Below are 18,209 nucleotides of genomic sequence, written 5' to 3' on the forward strand. Positions count from 1 at the left end.
AGATGCCTCGCACGACCGGCCCCACCGCCCCCGCTGCCGACACTGCCACCACCACCGATGCCGCCGATACCGCCGCCGCTTACGCCTCCGTCGACTCCCTCCCCTGGGAGGAGTTGGTCACCTCGGCGCTCCTGGGCACCGACCGCCGTCCCCCGGTGCCACGCGGCGGACCCGTACCAACCGATGCGCCCGCGGCCCTGCTGGACGCCGCCGCGCTGCACACCGTGCGGCGACGGGCCGGGCTGCTGCCGGCTGTGCCGGAGGCCCGGCCGGCGCCCGCCGCCCCGGACTCCCGCCCGGTGCTCCCCGAGGCCGCCCGGCACCGGCTCGCCCACCTGCTGGCCGACCGTGTCGCGCCTTCGGGCGGCGGGCGGCGCGGGGCCGCTCCCGACCTCACCGAACTGATTCCGCAGTGGCTGGCCACCGCCAACCGGAAGGGTTTCCGCGCCCCGGCAGCCCTGTTGCCGCCATTGCTGGACGCCGCCCGCGCCCGTACGGACCTGCGCCCGCAGGCGCTCGCGTTCGCCGGGCCGCGCGGTCTGTGGCTGGCCGGGCTGAATCCCGACTGGAAGTTCGCCCTGCGGGGTGCGGCGAGCGACGCGCTCCACCCCGGAACCACGGACCCGGAAGCGGTGGGCCGACTGTGGGAGGAGGGACTGTTCGCGGAGCGGGTCGCGCTGCTCGACTCCGTACGGGCGCAGGATCCGCCCGCCGCGCTCGCTCTGCTCGCCACCACCTGGCCGGCCGAACGGGCCGAGGACCGGCTGATGTTCCTGGACTCCCTGCGGTCCGGACTCGGGGGCGACGACGAGCCGTTCCTGGAACAGGCTCTGGCCGACCGCAGCCGCAATGTCCGCGCCACCGCCGCCGAACTGCTGTCCGCCCTGCCCGAGTCGGCGCTCGCCGGACGCATGGCGGCCCGCGCGACGTCCTGCGTGAACCCGGACCGTACGGGGGACATCGCCTCCATCGCCGTGGAGGCGCCGCACGAGTGCGACGCGGCAATGCAGCGCGACGGCGTCGCCGCGGCCCCACCGGCCGGCCGGGGCGAACGGTCCTGGTGGCTGGGGCAGTTGGTGGAGGCCACCCCGCTCGGCATCTGGGAGGAGCGGTTCGACGGACGTCCGGCCGAGGAGATCGTGGCCCTGCCCGTCGCCGACGACTGGGCGGGCGAGCTGCACGCCGCCTGGTGCCGGGCGGCCGTGCGGCAGCGGAATCCGCAGTGGGCCCGGGCCCTGCTCGGGCGTCCCTCAGCACCCGCGGCGAGCGACCCCGGGACAGCCTCGATCGCCGAGCGTTCGAAGCTCCTCTCGATCCTGGACCGGGCCGAACGCGCCTCCTGGGTAGCCGAGTTCATCGCCGCGCACGGCCTCTCGGAGGCGTTCCAGCTGCTCGGGGTGTGCACGGTCCCCTGGGCCGGGCAGCTCGGGCGTGCGGTGGTCGACGCTCTTGACATCGCGCGGGAAGGCGGGAGTTACCCCTGGAGCTTCAGCGGGGTGATGGGTCTCGCGGAACGCTGCCTGGATCCGGCCGAGGCCGACCGACTGGAGGTCCTGACGGCCGCGCAGGACGACCAGGAGGGGGCGTCGCCGGGGGCGGGCGGCTACTGGTCGGAAGCCTTCCAGCGCCTGGTCTCCACCCTGCGGCTGCGCGCCGCGATGGAGGCGGAACTGATGTCCTGATGCCGCAGGGAAGAGGGAAGCAGAGCTGATCCGCCCGCCGCCGTGTCAAGTGAGCATGTGGGCGCGGTCGAAGACGTGGGCGTGGGCGACGGCGTGGGGCGGCGACGGAACCGCCGCCGCCCGCGCGGGCCCGTACGCAGCGGGCCCGCTCCAGGGATCGGTGGTCAGGCCTGGGCGGCCTGGCGGACGTTGGCGTTGACCCACGTGACGATCTCGGTCGTCGTCGCCCCCGGGGTGAACAGCTCCGCGACGCCCAGCTCCTTCAGCGGTGCGATGTCGTCCTCCGGGATGATCCCGCCGCCGAACACCTTGATGTCCTCCGCCTCACGCGCCTTCAGCAGCTCGATCACCTTGGCGAACAGCGTGTTGTGCGCCCCGGAGAGGATCGAGAGACCGATGGCGTCGGCGTCCTCCTGGATCGCCGTGTCGACGATCTGCTCGGGCGTCTGGTGGAGCCCCGTGTAGATCACCTCCATACCGGCGTCCCGCAACGCCCGCGCGATGACTTTGGCCCCGCGGTCGTGGCCGTCGAGTCCCGGCTTGGCCACCACCACACGGATCGGACCGGTCACACCCATCACTGCCTCCACCTGGTCTCCCGCGCCTGAAGGGCCGGGGATGTGAACGAACGTTATCCACAGCATCCCGCAAGGCGCTGTTTCGCGGCAGGCGGGGAGGGGGAAATCACATGGGGGACATGTTCGCCAGGCGTCGCCCCGGTACCACGCGGCGTTCCGGCCGCGCGGGGTCCGGCGCGAAGGGGAGCCGCTACGAGGTCGCCGTACCACCGCGCCGCCAGCCGCACGGCACGGTGGTACGGCCTCCGTCGCCACCCGGCCGCCCACCGGCCCCGCGACACTCGTGCCGGCACCCCACGAGGGCGCACGGGGACGGGAGCCGTATCCCGGTGCGCCGGCGCAGGAGGCCGGCCGGAATCTCCTCCCTCTCCTCCCCCGCCGCCCCGCCCGACGCCCCGGCCGACGAGCACCGGCCCCGACGGCGCCGATGAGGACGACGCGGCTCACCTCGCCACCACCACCCGGGCGAGGCAGCTCCACGCGCGGCCACCACCCTGCCCGGAGGCCGGAGAGGGCACCGCCACCGCCGCCGGTTCCCCCACCGGGACGACCGCCGCGACCTTAAATAGAACATCACTCGAACGTAGGGCCAAGGCTGCGCCTGCCGTCCACCGAAAGGCGGCCGATTGCCCGTTTCCTGCGAACGCAAAACCTGTCGAAGATTGTCGTCCTCACATACCGCCGGGTACAGTCGCGGCCACTGCTTCCCCCCTGGGACTCCCCTGACCGGTGCCCCAGAACAGTCCTGCTGCCGAGGCGAGAGAGAACTTGGTGAGCGACCAGCACCCCCACGCCGGGCATGTCGGGTACGACGACCGATCGACCGGCAGCTTCGACACCGACCCGCTCTTCGGCTCCCTTCCGGGCGGCCATGACACCGGCTACGGCGCGGGTCACCCTGCCGCCGGATACGGCGACACCACCTACGGCGCCGGCTACGACACCCCGTACGCGGCCGGACAGCCGGACCACAGCGGCCCGTACGACTCCTCCGCGTGGAACACCGGCGCACAGCAGACGTCCGCCTACGACGGTTACGCCGTCCAGGAGCAGGCCCCGCAGCAGTGGGACACCTCCGGGGCCTGGCAACAGGTCGCCGAACAGGACCTGACCGGCCAGTGGTCGACCGGCCAGTGGTCGACCGCCGACACCGGCGCGTACGCCACGGAGGCGCACGACACCGGTGGCTACGGGACCGGCGCCTACGACACCGGTACGTACCCGGCCGGTACCGCGTACGGAACCGGCGGTGCCCACGGCGCCGACGCCTACGAGACCGGGTCGTATCCGACCGGCGCGTACGGCACGGCGGCCGCCGACACCGGGACGTACGCCACCACCGCCTTCACCACCGGCACGCATGACACCGGTTCGTACGCCACTGGCACATATGACACCGATTCATATGACACCGGCGCTTACGGCACCGGGTCCTACGGCACGGACACGTACGACACGGGCGCCTACGACGCGACCGCGTGGAACTCCGGCGCCACGCCCGGGGACACCGCGTACGAACCCGAACAGACGTCGTACCCGCTGTACGAACAGCAGCCGGTCGACGCGACGGTGCCCGGGGCCGCGGCCGAACCGGACCGTACGGCCGAGGACCCGGAGACCGGCCACTCCTCCACCGCCGAGTTCGCCGCGCTCGCACCGGACGCCGCGCCGGAGCCGGACGCCGGGGACGGCTTCCCCGCCCCGCACACCGTGAACCGCACCGCCTCCCGCCCTCCCTCCCCCCGCAACCGGGCCCGTCGGCGTACTCCCGCCAAGCGTTCCGCCCTGCTGACCGTCGCGGTGCCCTCCGCCTGCGTGATGAGCGTCGCGGGCATCGCCGCCGCCTCGGTCGGCGGGATGCCCGGCGGCGAGGAGAAGCAGGAGGAGACGACCACCTCGCTGGCGGTCGCCGACCCCAGCACGGTCAAGCCGGTCGCCGCGAACAACCGGCTGGACAGCCAGCTGGAGCAGCTCTCCGAGGGCAGCGACGACTTCCGTGAGCGCGCGAGCCGCACCCAGGAACGCATCGACCTGCGGGAGCGGCAGGCGGCGGAGAAGAAGAAGCGCGAGGAGGAGGCCGCACGCCGCGAGGCGCTGCGACCCAAGTTCGTCCTGCCGGTCAAGCAGCACGGACTCAGCGCCTACTACGGTCAGGCGGGCCTCAACTGGATGTCCGTGCACACCGGCATCGACTTCCCCGTCTCGTACGGCACCCCGGTGATGGCCGCGACCGACGGCACCGTGCGCACCCAGCTGGACAACGCCTACGGGGTCATGGCGATCGTGACCGCCGCCGACGGCACCGAGACCTGGTACTGCCACCTCAGCAGCACCAAGATCCGCTCGGGCCCGGTGAAGGCGGGTGACGTCATCGCGTACTCCGGAGACTCGGGGAACTCCACCGGTCCGCACCTGCACTTCGAGGTCCGGCCCGGCGGCGACTCGGCGATCGACCCCCTGGCGTGGCTGCGCAGCAAGGGCGTCGACCCGAGCTGAGACGACATCACGAGAACGACATCACGGAAGCGGACAGACGGAAGCGGGAGGGAGGGCCGAGGCCCTCCCTCCCGCTTCCGTCTGTCCGGTCCGGACGGGCGTGCCCTGTCCGGCCCCGGCCCGTCTACAGTTTCTCGACCGGCGCGTACCGCAGCAGCAGCTTCTTGGGGCGTTCGTCGCCGAAGTCGACCGTCGCCTTGGCCTGGTCGCCGAAGCCCTCGACGGCCGTCACCGTGCCGAGCCCGAACTGGTCGTGCGTGACCCGGTCCCCGGCCACCAGGGTGACCGTCGGCTTCTCCGCGCCGCCGCGCCTGGTGGCGAAGCCCGAAGGGCCGGAGCGGGAGCGGGAGGAGGACAGCGAGGACGTGATGCCGGAGGTGGGCCCGGCGGGGGCGGCCATCGGACCCTTGCGCCTCCAGTCCAGGTGCGCTTCCGGGATCTCCTCCAGGAACCGCGAGGGCGGGTTGTACGAGGGCTGTCCCCAGGCGCTGCGCATCGCGGCCCGGGTCAGATAGAGCCGTTCGCGGGCGCGGGTGATGCCGACGTACGCGAGGCGGCGCTCCTCCTCCAGCTCCTTGGTCTGGCCGAGGGCCCGCATGTGCGGGAAGACGCCGTCCTCCATGCCGGTGAGGAAGACGACCGGGAACTCCAGACCCTTCGCCGTGTGCAGGGTCATCAGCGTGATGACGCCGGAGCCGTCCTCGTCCTCGTCGGGGATCTGGTCGGAGTCGGCGACGAGCGCGACCTTCTCCAGGAACTCCGCGAGCGTGCCCGCGCCCTCCGTCTCGCCACGCTCCTGCTCGAATTCGAGGGCGACGGCGGCCAGTTCCTGGAGGTTCTCGATGCGGGTCTCGTCCTGCGGGTCGGTGGAGGCCTGGAGCTCGGCGAGATAGCCCGTACGCTCCAGGACCGCTTCCAGCACGACGGCGGGTCCGGCGCCGGACTCGACGATCGTGCGCAGCTCCTCCATCAGCGTGTTGAAGCGCTTGACGGCGTTGGACGAGCGGGCGGCCATGCCGTACGCCTCGTCGACGCGGCGCAGTGCCTGCGGGAAGGAGATCTTCTCGCGCATCGACAGGGCGTCGATCATGGCTTCCGCGCGGTCGCCGATGCCACGCTTGGGGACGTTGAGGATGCGGCGCAGCGGGACGGTGTCCTCGGGGTTGGCGAGGACCCGGAGATAGGCCAGGACGTCCCGGACCTCCTTGCGCTCGTAGAAGCGCACGCCGCCGACGACCTTGTAGGGCAGGCCGACGCGGATGAAGATCTCTTCGAAGACACGGGACTGGGCGTTGGTCCGGTAGAAGACGGCGACGTCGCCCGCCTTGGCGTCGCCCGCGTCGGTGAGCCGGTCGATCTCGTCGGCGACGAACTGTGCCTCGTCGTGCTCGGTGTCGGAGACATAGCCGGTGATGCGGGCGCCGCTGCCGGCGTTGGTCCAGAGGTTCTTGGGGCGGCGGCTCTCGTTGCGCTCGATGACGGCGTTGGCGGCGGAGAGGATCGTCTGCGTGGAGCGGTAGTTCTGCTCCAGCAGGATCGTCGTCGCGCTCGGGTAGTCCTCCTCGAACTGGAGGATGTTGCGGATGGTCGCGCCCCGGAAGGCGTAGATCGACTGGTCCGCGTCTCCCACCACGCAGAGCTCGGCGGGGGCGTCTGCCTCTCCGGCCGGGCCGACCAGCTCACGGACCAGCGTGTACTGGGCGTGGTTGGTGTCCTGGTACTCGTCGACCAGGACGTGACGGAAACGGCGACGATAGTGCTCGGCGACGTCCGGGAAGGCCTGGAGCAGGTGGACCGTCGTCATGATGATGTCGTCGAAGTCCAGGGCGTTGGCCTCGCGCAGGCGGGCCTGGTAGAGCGCGTACGCCTGGGCCAGCGTCTTCTCGAAGCCGTCCGCCGCCTGTCCGGCGAAGGTCTCCTCGTCGATGAGCTCGTTCTTGAGGTTGGAGACCTTGGCGGTGAAGGACTTCGGCGGATAGCGCTTGGGGTCCAGGTCCAGGTCGCGGCAGACCAGAGCCATCAGGCGCTTGGAGTCGGCGGCGTCGTAGATCGAGAACGACGAGGTGAAACCGAGCTTCTTGGACTCGCGGCGCAGGATGCGCACGCACGCACTGTGGAAGGTCATGACCCACATGGCGTGGGCGCGCGGGCCGACGAGCTGCTCGACGCGCTCCTTCATCTCGCCCGCGGCCTTGTTGGTGAAGGTGATCGCGAGGATCTGCCCGGGGTGCGTCCCGCGCTCGGCCAGCAGATGCGCGATGCGATGGGTGAGGACCCGGGTCTTGCCGGAACCGGCCCCGGCGACGATGAGCAGCGGGGACCCGGCGTGCACGACGGCGGCGCGCTGCTCGGTGTTCAGCCCGTCGAGCAGCGCGGCGGAGTCGATCACCGGGCGCGGGTGACCGTCCCGGTAGTACCCGTCCCGGGGCGGCGGGGGCGCGTCGTAGACGCCCTCGAAGAGTCCCTCCGGCACCGCTTCGGGCGCGTGGCCCTCGGGCGGCGGCGGGGGGCCGTCCTCCGCGGGCTGGAGGCCTGTCAGGAAACTGTCGTCAAAGAGGCTGCTCATCGCCTCCCGAGTCTAGGCGGCCGGACTGACAACCTTCCGCCGAAGCCGAGAACGGGCTCTCCGTACCGGCCTCCGACACGCCCGCACCGGACATCCACCGGACACCCGCCGGACCCGCCGGACACGCACCGAGAACGGGCGGCGACGTTCCGTGAAGGAGTGCCCGGTCGGAGGGAGTGCCGGAGCCCTCGGGGGTGGGTGCCGGACCCCCGAGCCGGAAAGGTCACGAAAATGTATCGGGCATATCGCTCATCGTCCTTCCCAGCGGCGGGGCCGGTTGGCTAGCGTGCTCGGTCAAGTGACCCGTACCTCCCTGGAGCGAACCACGCCCGACGGGCACTTCCGCCGAATCCGTGCTGCCTCCCTGGCAGTTCGGAACCGGGGACCCACACACAGCACCGGGGTGAATCGGTCCGTGCCCTCGCATCCGGACCGTAGGACAGCCTTCCGTTCCGTCCGAACCCGACAGCTGACCCGGTAGGCGGTCCACGGAAGGAGACGCAGGCCTTGGCATCGCATCGCAAGCCGCGCACGAAGGTGCGCACCACCGCCCCCGCCGTCGGGCTGACGACGGCCGCGCTGGCCTCCGTGACGCTGCTCTCCACGCAGAGCGCCACGGCGGCTCCCGCGGAGCCGAAGCCCGCCATCGAGGAAGTCCGGAAGAAGGTCGACGCCCTGTACCGGCAGGCGGGCGCCGCGACCCAGGAGTACAACCGGGCCAAGGCCACCTCCGCGTCCCAGCGGACGAAGGTCGACACACTGCTCTCCGACGTGGCGAAGCGGACCGAGAAGATCAACGAGGCGCGCAGGGCGCTGGGCTCCTACGCGACGGCCCAGTACCGCAGCGGCGGCATCACGCCCACCGCGACGTTCTTCCTGGCGGACGACCCGCAGGGGTACTTCGACCAGAGCCGGCTGATGGACCGGGCCACGGAGCGGCAGCTGAAGGCCGTCACCGAGGTCCGTACGCAGCAGGCCTCGGCGGCGAAGAAGCGCGCGGAGGCGGTGAAGAGCCTGGAGGCCCTCACGGAGACGCAGGCCACGCTCGCCTCCAGCAAGAAGGGCGTGCAGACCAGGCTCACGGAGGCCCGGGGCCTGCTGTCGAGGCTGACCGCCGAGGAGAAGGCGCGGCTGGCGGAGCTGGAGCGCGAGAAGGAGGCCGAGGCGGAGGAGAAGGCGGCGAAGCTGGCCGCCCGGCAGGCCGCCGAGGCGAAGGAGAGGGCCGAGGCCGGGGAGAAGGCCCGCGAGGAGACGGCGAAGGAGTCCGGCGGCGGTTCGGGCACGGGCTCCGGTTCCGGCACGGGCACGGAGCCGGGCTCCGGCACCGGTACGGACAGCGGCTACGCCGCCAAGGCGGAGAAGGTGCTGGCCTTCGCCCGCGCCCAGATCGGGAAGCCGTACGTGTGGGGCGCGTCGGGCCCCTCCAGTTACGACTGCTCGGGGCTGACGCAGGCGGCCTGGCGGGAGGCAGGCGTGACCCTGCCCCGGACGACCTGGGACCAGGTCGAGGTCGGGACCCGGGTCGCCACGTCCGACCTGCTCCCCGGAGACCTGGTCTTCTTCTACGACGACATCAGCCACGTCGGCATATACAAGGGCGACGGGATGATGATCCACGCCCCGAAGCCGGGTGCGAACGTGCGCGAGGAGTCGATCTACTACATGCCGATCCACGGGAGCGTACGCCCCGCCTAGAACGGGCGCACCGCCCGGAGCGTACGCCCCGCCTAGAGCGGGCGCACCGCCTAGAGCGGGCGCACCGCCCGGAGCGGGCGCACCCCGCGCGGACTCAGGTCCAGACCGTGGCGATGAAGATGTTGGCGGCCGTCAGTCCACCGACCGCGGCGAACGCGCCCTTGTCCACCGTCTCTTCGTCCCGCTTGACGTAGACGAGGGCGAGGATCACGACCAGCAGCGCGAGCTTGATCCCGATCTTGACGTTGTTCACGGTCTGGCCGTCGGCCTGATTGAGTCCGACCAGGGCGATGCCGGTGACGAGCATGGTCAGCGCGCCGTGCAGCATGGCGGGGATGAAGCGCGCGGTGCCCGCTCCCATGGCCTTCATCTGCGTCAGGAAACCGCCCAGCAGGGAGGCGATGCCGATGATGTGCAGGGCGACGAAGACATTGATGAGTACGTCCATGGTTCCGGAGACTAGCCACGGCCGGGGTTTTACCTTTCAGTGAGGCAAGCCTTCCTTGCGCGCTTTCTCCGAGATGAATCGCATTGCCCTGATATGTGGATGTATTGGTGATCAACCATGACCGGTTGAACGTCACATCAGGGCAATAGTGGTCATGGCGATTCTTTTCCCGGCACCGGGATTAGCGTCCTTCACGGACCCGCCGATACCCCCCGGCGGGCAGCCGACAGGAAGGATGCCGCCCCCGTGGCAGCGCACCGCAGGTCAGCTCACCGAAAACCCAAGCAGCGCCCGCTCACCGGCCCTGCTGCCCGCACCGCCGCCACTCTGGCGCTCGCCGGGGCCGCCACCGCCGGCTCGGTCACCGGAGCGGGCGCGGCCCCCGCCGAACCGGCCCCCACCGCCACGCAGGTGAAGGCGAAGGTCGACCGGCTGTACCACGAAGCCGAGGTCGCCACCGAGAAGTACAACGGGGCGAAGGAGAAGGCGACCACCGCCACCCGCGCCGTCGACACCCTGAGCGACGAGGCCGCCCGCCGCACCGCCCGCCTCAACAGCGCCCGGAACGCCCTCGGTTCGCTGGCCACCGCGCAGTACCGCAGCGGCACCCTGGACCCGGCCCTGCAACTGGCGCTCTCCTCCGACCCCGACGCCTATCTGCGACGCTCCTCCTACCTCGACCGGGTGGGCGACCGGCAGAGCGGCCTGCTACGGAACATCAAGCGGCAGGTCTCCCAGATCACCCGCGTCAAGGCCCGCGCCGACCAGGAGACCGAACGCCTCGCCGCCCGCCGCGTCGAGCTGCGCGAACAGCGCACCGCGATCCGCACCAAGCTGGCCGACGCCCGCAGGCTGCTGGTCACCCTGACCGCCGACGAGCGCGCCGCCTACGAACGCGTCGCCGACGCCCGGCACGGTGGCGGCCCGGCCCACGCCGACCGCTCCACCGCTCGCACCCCGGTCACCGCGCCCAACTCCCGCGCCGGCCAGGCCGTCGCCTTCGCGTACGGCGCGATCGGCAAGCCGTACGTCTGGGGCGCGACGGGTCCGAACGCCTTCGACTGCTCGGGGCTGACCCAGGCGGCCTGGAAAGCGGCGGGCGTGAGCCTGCCGCGCACCACCTACACCCAGATCAACGCCGGGGTCCGGGTCCCCCGATCCGAACTGACCCCCGGCGACCTGGTGTTCTTCTACCCCGGGATCAGCCATGTCGGCCTCTACATCGGCGGCGGCCAGATGATCCACGCCCCGCGCCCGGGAGCGCCGGTCCGTATCGCGCCCGTCGATCACCTGCCTTTCGCCGGAGCGACCCGGGTGGCATAGTCTGCCGCGCCGGTCCCGATCTCCCGCCTGAGGAACTCCCGTATGACGTCGATGGCGAACGCCGTCCAGGACTACGCCCGGGCGCTCGCGCTGCGCTCTCCGGACCACTACCGGGTGGGCCCGTTCACCGTCCGGCACAACCCGGGCTGGAAACTGAAGTACGCCAACTACGCCATCCCCGACCGGGACGCGGAACCCACGGCGGACGACGTGGCGGCGCTGGTCGCCGCGTTCGGCAAGCGCGAACGGCTTCCCCGCCTGGAGTTCCTGCCCGCCTGGGCGCCGGCCGTCGAACCGGTCCTGTCGGCCGCCGGTTTCACCGTGGAGAACCGCGCACCGCTGCTCGCCTGCGGCCGCGAGGACCTCCGGACGCCACAACCGGTCGACGGCCTCCGCATCGGCACGCCGGTCACCGAGCGGGAGTTCACCGAGGCCGCCCGCGTCCAGCACCACGGCTTCGGCGGCGAGGGCGAGCCCGAGCGGGGAATGACCGACTGGCTGCGCGCGGCGGCCACCGGCGACGGGGTCGCCGCACTGGCCGCCCTCGACGGCGCGCCGGCCGGGGCCGGCGGCTGCTCGGCCGCGATCGACGGCCTGAGCGAACTGACCGGGCTCGCCGTCACCGCCCGCTACCGACGCCGGGGCGTGGGCGCCGCGCTCTCCGCGTGGCTGACGGAACGGGCCTTCGGCCAAGGCTGCCGGACGGTCTGGCTGGAGCCGGGCGACCCCGGGGTCGAGCGGGTCTACGCGAGCATCGGATACCGCCGGATCGGCGAGAAGGTCAATATCTCGCTCGACCCGGCCGACAGTTGAGCCACGGCCTCGGACCGACAAGGAGCGCCGGCCTCGGACCAACAGGGAGCGCCTCGGACCAACAGGGGAGAGCCGGTCTCAGACCAGGCGTCGTGCCGTCGCCCACCGGGTCAGTTCGTGCCGGTTGGAGAGCTGGAGCTTCCTGAGGACAGCCGAGACATGCGACTCGACCGTCTTCACCGAGATGAACAGCTGCTTGGCGATCTCCTTGTACGCGTAGCCGCGGGCGATCAGCCGGAGCACCTCGCGCTCGCGCTGGGTGAGACGGTCCAGGTCCTCGTCGACCGGCGGGGCGTCCGTGGAGGCGAAGGCGTCCAGGACGAAGCCGGCCAGGCGCGGCGAGAAGACCGCGTCGCCCTCCTGGACCCGGAAGACCGAGTTCACCAGGTCGGTGCCGGTGATCGTCTTGGTGACGTAGCCGCGCGCGCCGCCCCGGATGACGCCGATGACGTCCTCCGCGGCGTCCGAGACGGACAGCGCGAGGAAGCGGACCGGGTTCTCGGCCGTGCCCATCATGGGGGCGCAGCGGCGGAGCACCTCGACGCCGCCGCCGCCCGGGAGGTGGACGTCGAGGAGGACGACCTCGGGGCGGGTCGCCGTGATGACGGTGACCGCCTGGTCGACGTCGGCGGCCTCGCCGACCACCTCGACGCCGGTCTCCTCGGTGCGGCCGATCTCTGCCTGCACCCCGGTGCGGAACATCCGGTGGTCGTCGACGAGCACGACCCGTACCCGTCGCTCCGGGCCCCCGGTGGCTTCGGTGTTCTCGGTCATTCGCTCGCCCTCTCCATCTCCAACTCGACCTCGGTGCCCCCGCCGGGCACCGAACGCAGCCGGGCGCTGCCGCCGTTGCGCTGCATCCTGCCGATGATTGATTCTCGTACGCCCATCCTGTCCCCGGGAACCTCGTCGAGGTCGAATCCCGGACCCCGGTCCCGTACGGAGACGAAGACCGTGCGGCCCTCGACCTCCGCGAAGACCTGGACGGCGCCACCCTCGCCACCGTACTTGGCGGCGTTGACCATCGCCTCGCGCGCGGCCTGCATCTGTGCGGTGAGCTTGTCGTCGAGGGGGCAGTCGCCGACCACGACGACCTCCAGCGGGACGCCGTGCTTGTCCTCGACCTCGGCGGCGGCCCGTTTGACCGCCTCCGCCAGGGTCTCCGGCTCGTCGTCCTCGTCCTTGCCGGTGCCCTCGGGGTTGTAGAGCCAGTTGCGCAGCTCGCGTTCCTGGGCGCGGGCGAGGCGTCTGACCTCGCCGCCGTCGTCGGCGTTGCGCTGGATCAGGGTGAGGGTGTGCAGCACGGAGTCGTGGACGTGGGCGGCGACCTCGGCCCGCTCCTGGGCGCGGATGCGCATGCGGCGCTCCTCGGAGAGGTCCTGGGTCATCCGCACCAGGTAGGGGCCGGCGAGCAGGGCTATGCCGGTGAGGACGGCGATGGCCGCGGTGAGCACATTGCCGAGCTGGGCGGCCGAGCCGCGCACCACCATGAACACGGCGAGGCCGAGGCCGACGAGGGCCACTCCGGCGAGGCCGCGGGCCAGGTGCAGCAGCTTGCGGTTGCGGCCGGTCTCCATCCAGCGGGCGCGGCGGGCGTTGTCCGCCTGCCGCCAGACCAGGACGGAGCCCGCGCCGATCAGGAGGGTGGGCCAGATGTAGCGGTCGGCCTCGCTGCCCATGTCGACGTTGACGACGAACGCGATGGCCCCGACGGTCAGGGCGACCAGCGCGAAGACCTGACCCCTGTCTGGTTTGCGGAGTTTGCGGCGTCCGTCCGCCGACGTCTCGAACACGGAGCGCGGGGCGTCGACGCCGCCGACGCCGAGGGGCACGACGATCCAGAACACCGCGTAGAGCACCGCGCCGAGGCCGTCGGTGAAGAACAGGCCGAGGAAGAGGAACCGCACCCAGGCGACGGGCAGTCCGAGGTGTCCGGCGAGCCCGCGCGCGACGCCGCCGAGCAGCCGGCCGTCGGCGCTGCGGTAGAGCTTGCGTGGTGCTGCGGGCTCCTCCGGGTCGGCGGCGAGGGAGCTGGCGGCTCGGGCGGTGGCGGCTGGCATACCCCGATCGTCACACGCGCGGACGTGGGGTGGCATCAGGGTAGGCCCCCGAAGTGTCCCTGACGCTCTCCCCCGCGTACGGCCTGATGGCAGCTCCCCTCCCCGCTCCGCCCGGCGCGTGCGCCCCGGCCCTTCAGGGGCGTACGCGGGCAATATCAGGGACCGGCCAGGGTCGGCGCGGGTCCCGGCGGGCGGTCCGGACCGTCACCATGGAGTCATGACCGCTCCCTCGGACGCCGCTCCCGGCGTCGCGCCCCCCGAAGCGCCGAAGCCGACGCTGCGGCGCACCCCGCGACAGAAGGTCGTCGCCGGGGTGTGCGGCGGACTCGGCCGGTACTGCGACGTGGATCCGGTGATCTTCCGGATCGTGCTCGGTGTGCTCTCGGCGACCGGAGGCATCGGGCTGATCTTCTACGGCTTCGCCTGGCTGCTGCTCCCCGCGGACGGCGACGACGAGAACGAGGCGCGCAAACTGCTGTCGGGGCGGGTCGACGGGGCGTCGCTGGTGGCGCTGCTGCTGGCGCTGATCGGCTGTGGGCTGTTCCTGTCGATGCTGCACAACCGGGGGATGCTGGCGTTCGCCGCGCTGCTGACGCTGGCCGTCGTCGGGTTCTCCGTGTGGACGCAGTCCCGGCGGACGGCGGGGGCCCCGGCGGACCCGGCAGCTCCGCCCGGCGCCCCGGCGGCCCCGCCCGGCCCCGCGCACTCCGGCGGGCTCGGCACGCCGCCGCCGGAGGTGAAGGCCCCGCCGACGCCGGGCAGTCCGTCGTGGTGGCGGGACCCGATCGTCAAGGACGGGACCACGGGGCGGGTCGGCCCCGGCTATCTGTGGGGGCCGCCGGACACGGCCGTCGGCACGATACGCGCCGGGGAGAAGGCCGGGCGGCCCGGTGCGGACGCCCCGTTCCGGACGCCTGAGCCGTCGCCCGCGCCGCGCGGGCCGCGCTCCATCGGCGGTCCGGTCTTCCTGACAGCGCTGGTGGCGGGCGGTCTGGGCACCGGGCTGAGCTGGGAGCAGCAGCCGCTGGGCACCGCTCTCCAGATCGGCCTGGTCGCCGCCCTCGGGGTGTTCGGGCTCGGCCTGCTGATCGCCTCGGTGCTGGGACGGACCGGCTTCGGCACGGTCCTCATGGCGATGGTCACGGCGGGCCTGCTGGCGGGAGCGGCGGTGCTGCCGAAGGACATCGGCACCTCGTGGGCCCGCCAGGAGTGGCAGCCCGCCTCGGTGGCCGCCCTCCGGCCTCACTACGAGCTGAGGACGGGCGACGCCCGGCTGGATCTGTCCGGGCTGAAGGTGGCCAAGGGTGAGACCGTGCGGACGGGGCTCGATGTGACGGCGGGGCGGGCGGCCGTCGTCGTCCCGGAGAACGTGACGGTGAAGGTGCGCGCCGAGGCGCGTCTCGGGGAGATCCGGCTGGAGGAGGGGCAGCGGGTCCAGGTCCGGATCAACAGCGACGAGGCGAAGCAGCGGACGCTGCCGCCGCCGGCGGGCACGAAGCCCGCCGGAACGATCGAACTGGTGCTGGAAGTCGGCATCGGACAGGTGGAGGTCACCCGTGCCGCGTCATGAATTCCGGCCCGGCCGCGCGGTGGCGGGGCTGGCGATGCTGGGCCTGGCCGGCGGGTATGCGGCCGATGCCGCCGGCGCCTGGGAGGTTCCGTGGACGTTCTTCCTGCCGCTGTTCCTCGGCGGACTGTGGCTGGCCGCGACGGTGACGTGGGCCGCCTACATGCTGCGGCGGCGGCGCGAGGCACGGAAGGCGTCGGCGGAGAACACGGTGGCGCCCGCGAGTACCAGCGGCAGCCACGCCATCAGGTAGGGCAGGTCGTTGCCGTAGTAGTACGGGGTGGCCTGCCAGCTCACGGTCAGCCAGAGGCTCAGCGAGATCAGCGCGCCGCCGAGCGCCGCGAGCCGGGCCCAGAGGCCGACGAGGGTGCCGAGTCCGACGAGGAGTTCACCGATCGCGATGGCGTAGCCGAAGCCCTCGGGGCTCTTCAGCCCCAGGTCTACGAGGGCGGGAATCGCGGAGGAGTCGCGCACCCCGCGCATCATCTCGCCGATGGATCCGGTGCCGGTCGCGGACAGGAACGCGCTGTCCGTGAGCTTGTCGAGGCCCGCGTAGACGAAGGTGACGCCGAGGAAGATCCGCAGCGGCAGCAGGGCGTACGTACCCGCCTGCTCCCTCAGCGTCCTGCGCTCGCCCAGACCATACGATCCGCCGCCGTAACCGTTCATCACCGCTGCCCCGCTTCCCGAAGTCCCGTCACCTCGACCATACGTACGCCCTGGGCGCGCTGCTCACCAGGGATGGGACGCGATCGGCGGCGGAAATTCGCCCGGGGCCGGGTGACGGTCAGTCCGTGACGTCGATCGGGCAGCGGTTGGTCTCCACCCCGGCCGCGGTGACGACCTGGACGTCCACGGTCCCCGGCTCGACCTCGACCGGAACGGGCACGGTCAGGACGGTGTCGGTCGGGTTGGCGAAGCCCCCGGCGACCGGGATCAGGGGGACGTGGACGTGCACGGTGCCGATCCGTACGACGAGCCGGGCCAGTCGGTCGGGGCTGCCGGAGCCGGGCGGTACGAAGCCCGCGCCCCGGATCTCGATGTCGTCGCCGGTCCGGATCGGGGCGTCCAGGTCCCCGGCCTCCCGGGCCCGCACGACGGACAGCACGACGGGCCGGCCGCCCTCCGCGTACTTCCCGGCGAAGTAGGTCGCCGCCGAGACGGCGACCAGCAGCGCGAGCCCCCACGGCAGGTCGGGCAGTTGCTCGGGGCGGCGGGCCAGGCGGACCCCGGCGAACAGCACGGCGACGGCGCTGACCAGCACGTACTGCACATCGGTGAAGGAGCCGCGCCCCGAGTCGTCGGTGAGCAGGTCGGCGGCGCGCGGCCGGTCCGCGCGCAGCTTCTGGAGCCGCTGGCCCAGCACCCTCACGGTCACCACGCGGCGCACGACGACAGCGACCGCGCAGACAAGGGCCAGTACGGCCACGACCCCGGCGGAACGCACGAGGTCGAGCCCCTCGATCAGCGCGTCCCTTCTCTCCGGGTCGGAGGCCCCGGCCAGTTGCAGCGCGAGGACGAGCACGGCGAAGACGGCCAGCAGCACCCATCCGGCGGCAACCGTCCGGGAGGTGGAGAGCCGGTTGTCCTCCCCGATCAGCGGGGCGAGGAGGCCGCCCCGGGCGCGGTGGAAGCGGGCGGCGGCGGTGAGCAGCCCGGCCGTGAGGAGGGCGGCGATCAGAGCGGCGGTCCGGGCGGTGGACCAGCCGGCCCCGATCGCGGTGAGGCTCGCACCGACGAGGAGGGCCCCGGCCGCTCCCCAGACGGCGAACAGCGTCCCCCGCCAGACCTGGTGAAGCCAGGCGTCACCGGCTTCCCGGGCCCGTTCGGCGACGGTACGGGCGGACCCGGTCAGCTCGTCGGACACCCACTGGCGGGACGCGGACGCGGACTGGGCGACCCCGGCGGGGAGCCCCTTGCCCGCCGCCAGTTCGTCCCGTTTGGCCAGGAACGCGGCGACCGCACGCCGGTGTCCGTGACGGGCTCCGTGCGGGCAGTCGCCACACGTACAGCCGCCGCCGTGCGTGCCGCTCGTCCTGGATTCGTCCAACGCCACGGAGGATTACACCCTTTCCCGCCCCGGTACAGCCAACTCACCTGCGATATCAGCGAATTGTGCCGTACGGGGCGGGCGCTTCCCGCATCGGGGCGACCGGCGGGCGGGGACCGTCAGAATGTTCGAACGATCCGCTGCCACAGGGGCTGGTAGTTGATCCAGGCAACCAGGTCGCCGCCGAGGTGGTCGCGGGTGGTGACGGCGTCCCGGTGCGAGATGAGGACCGGTTTCCCGGCGGCCCGCGCCAGCAGCTGCACCTGGCAGGCGCGCTCCATCGTGAGGAACCACCAGGCCGCCGCGTCCACCGAGCCGCCGACGGTCAGCAGCCCGTGGTTGCGCAGGATCACCGCCTTGTGCGGCCCGAGCGCGGCGGCGATCCGTCGGCCCTCGTCCTCGTCCACGACGACCCCGGAGTACGTGTCGTACAGCGCATGGTCCTCGTAGAAGGCGCAGGATTCCTGGGTGATCGGCTCGATCGGCTCCCCGAGCGCGGCGAGCGCCCGCCCGTGCGTGGAGTGGGTGTGCGCGACGGCCACGGTGTCCGGGCGGGCCCGGTGCACCGCCGCGTGCACGGCGAAAGCGGCCTGGTTGACGTGGAAGCGGCCCTGGAGCACCTGGCCGTCGCCGTTGACGAGGATCAGGTCCCGCGGGGCGATGTCGGCGAAGGGCACGCCGAACGGGTTGACCCAGAAGCAGTCCGCCAGTTCGGGGTCGCGGGCGGTGATGTGCCCGGAGACCCCGTCCTCGTAACCGAGCTGCCCGAACAGCCGCAGCGCGCCCGCCAGCCGCTCCCTGCGGTACGCGCGTTCCTCGCCCGGCGAGGCGTGCACGGGCGGCATGGCGAACCGGAGCTGTTCGACGGGGATCGGGGCGGGGGCGGGCACGGCGACCGGCTCGGGCATGGCGGCTCCTCGGGTTCCCTGGG

Annotated in this window: 15 protein-coding genes and 1 riboswitch; of the genes, 7 read left to right on the plus strand and 8 right to left on the minus strand. The window is 72.3% G+C overall.

Annotated features, from left to right (window positions below):
* Window positions 1-2 precede the first annotated feature (2 nt).
* A complete protein-coding gene (locus ACZ60Q_RS31265) occupies window positions 3-1,682 on the plus strand; it encodes a DUF5691 domain-containing protein (protein WP_469640931.1) in 1,680 nt (559 codons plus the stop codon).
* Window positions 1,683-1,846: 164 nt separating this feature from the next.
* On the opposite strand, the gene ACZ60Q_RS31270 is transcribed toward ACZ60Q_RS31265, so the two are convergent.
* Window positions 1,847-2,260: a cobalamin B12-binding domain-containing protein gene (locus ACZ60Q_RS31270; RefSeq protein ID WP_003966859.1), complete on the minus strand. Its 414-nt coding sequence runs from the start codon at window positions 2,258-2,260 to the stop codon at window positions 1,847-1,849.
* Between the two features lie 771 nt (window positions 2,261-3,031).
* Between ACZ60Q_RS31270 and ACZ60Q_RS31275 the strand changes: the two genes are divergently transcribed.
* Window positions 3,032-4,756, plus strand: coding sequence for a peptidoglycan DD-metalloendopeptidase family protein (locus tag ACZ60Q_RS31275; protein ID WP_469640932.1), 1,725 nt, complete (start codon window positions 3,032-3,034; stop codon window positions 4,754-4,756).
* 124 nt (window positions 4,757-4,880) lie between these two features.
* Here the strand turns inward: ACZ60Q_RS31275 and pcrA are convergent, their stop codons facing one another.
* Window positions 4,881-7,322 (minus strand): DNA helicase PcrA, encoded by a 2,442-nt coding sequence (gene pcrA, locus ACZ60Q_RS31280; protein ID WP_469640933.1) that lies wholly within the window; start codon window positions 7,320-7,322, stop codon window positions 4,881-4,883.
* A 333-nt stretch (window positions 7,323-7,655) separates the two neighbouring features.
* A riboswitch (cyclic di-AMP (ydaO/yuaA leader) is annotated at window positions 7,656-7,821 on the plus strand.
* A gap of 8 nt (window positions 7,822-7,829) precedes the next feature.
* Between pcrA and ACZ60Q_RS31285 the strand changes: the two genes are divergently transcribed.
* A complete protein-coding gene (locus ACZ60Q_RS31285; protein ID WP_469640934.1) occupies window positions 7,830-9,017 on the plus strand; it encodes a C40 family peptidase in 1,188 nt (395 codons plus the stop codon).
* Between the two features lie 94 nt (window positions 9,018-9,111).
* On the opposite strand, the gene ACZ60Q_RS31290 is transcribed toward ACZ60Q_RS31285, so the two are convergent.
* On the minus strand, window positions 9,112-9,465 hold the full coding sequence (locus ACZ60Q_RS31290) for a hypothetical protein (RefSeq protein ID WP_469640935.1): 354 nt from the start codon (window positions 9,463-9,465) through the stop codon (window positions 9,112-9,114).
* A 246-nt stretch (window positions 9,466-9,711) separates the two neighbouring features.
* Between ACZ60Q_RS31290 and ACZ60Q_RS31295 the strand changes: the two genes are divergently transcribed.
* Both ACZ60Q_RS31295 and ACZ60Q_RS31300 read left to right on the plus strand, forming a co-directional pair.
* Complete coding sequence (locus ACZ60Q_RS31295) at window positions 9,712-10,788, plus strand: C40 family peptidase (RefSeq protein WP_469640936.1); 1,077 nt, start codon at window positions 9,712-9,714, stop codon at window positions 10,786-10,788.
* 42 nt (window positions 10,789-10,830) lie between these two features.
* The gene (locus tag ACZ60Q_RS31300; RefSeq protein ID WP_469640937.1) at window positions 10,831-11,601 is read left to right on the plus strand and encodes a GNAT family N-acetyltransferase; all 771 of its coding nucleotides are present in this window, start codon (window positions 10,831-10,833) and stop codon (window positions 11,599-11,601) included.
* A gap of 78 nt (window positions 11,602-11,679) precedes the next feature.
* Here the strand turns inward: ACZ60Q_RS31300 and ACZ60Q_RS31305 are convergent, their stop codons facing one another.
* Window positions 11,680-12,375 carry a LuxR C-terminal-related transcriptional regulator gene (locus ACZ60Q_RS31305; RefSeq protein WP_007450924.1) on the minus strand — a complete coding sequence of 232 codons (696 nt, stop codon included), beginning with the start codon at window positions 12,373-12,375 and terminating at the stop codon, window positions 11,680-11,682.
* The gene (locus ACZ60Q_RS31310; RefSeq protein WP_469640938.1) at window positions 12,372-13,661 is read right to left on the minus strand and encodes a PspC domain-containing protein; all 1,290 of its coding nucleotides are present in this window, start codon (window positions 13,659-13,661) and stop codon (window positions 12,372-12,374) included. Before ACZ60Q_RS31310 ends, ACZ60Q_RS31305 begins: the two co-directional genes overlap by 4 nt.
* Before the next feature lie 217 nt (window positions 13,662-13,878).
* Here ACZ60Q_RS31310 and ACZ60Q_RS31315 point away from each other — a divergent pair, with 217 nt between their 5' ends.
* Both ACZ60Q_RS31315 and ACZ60Q_RS31320 read left to right on the plus strand, forming a co-directional pair.
* Window positions 13,879-15,231 (plus strand): PspC domain-containing protein, encoded by a 1,353-nt coding sequence (locus ACZ60Q_RS31315; protein ID WP_469640939.1) that lies wholly within the window; start codon window positions 13,879-13,881, stop codon window positions 15,229-15,231.
* Entirely contained in the window at window positions 15,218-15,481 is a 264-nt protein-coding gene (locus ACZ60Q_RS31320; protein WP_469640940.1) for a hypothetical protein, read from the plus strand. Before ACZ60Q_RS31315 ends, ACZ60Q_RS31320 begins: the two co-directional genes overlap by 14 nt.
* Here the strand turns inward: ACZ60Q_RS31320 and ACZ60Q_RS31325 are convergent.
* From ACZ60Q_RS31325 to ACZ60Q_RS31335, 3 genes are all read right to left on the minus strand, one after another.
* On the minus strand, window positions 15,388-15,897 hold the full coding sequence (locus ACZ60Q_RS31325) for a DoxX family protein (RefSeq protein ID WP_469640941.1): 510 nt from the start codon (window positions 15,895-15,897) through the stop codon (window positions 15,388-15,390). The two genes, ACZ60Q_RS31320 and ACZ60Q_RS31325, sit on opposite strands and share 94 nt — an antisense overlap.
* A 118-nt stretch (window positions 15,898-16,015) precedes the next feature.
* On the minus strand, window positions 16,016-17,284 hold the full coding sequence (locus ACZ60Q_RS31330; protein ID WP_469640942.1) for a hypothetical protein: 1,269 nt from the start codon (window positions 17,282-17,284) through the stop codon (window positions 16,016-16,018).
* A 113-nt stretch (window positions 17,285-17,397) separates the two neighbouring features.
* A complete protein-coding gene (locus tag ACZ60Q_RS31335) occupies window positions 17,398-18,186 on the minus strand; it encodes a class II aldolase/adducin family protein (RefSeq protein WP_469640943.1) in 789 nt (262 codons plus the stop codon).
* Window positions 18,187-18,209: the final 23 nt, after the last annotated feature.

This window comes from Streptomyces sp. NPDC104313 (genome assembly GCF_055583985.1).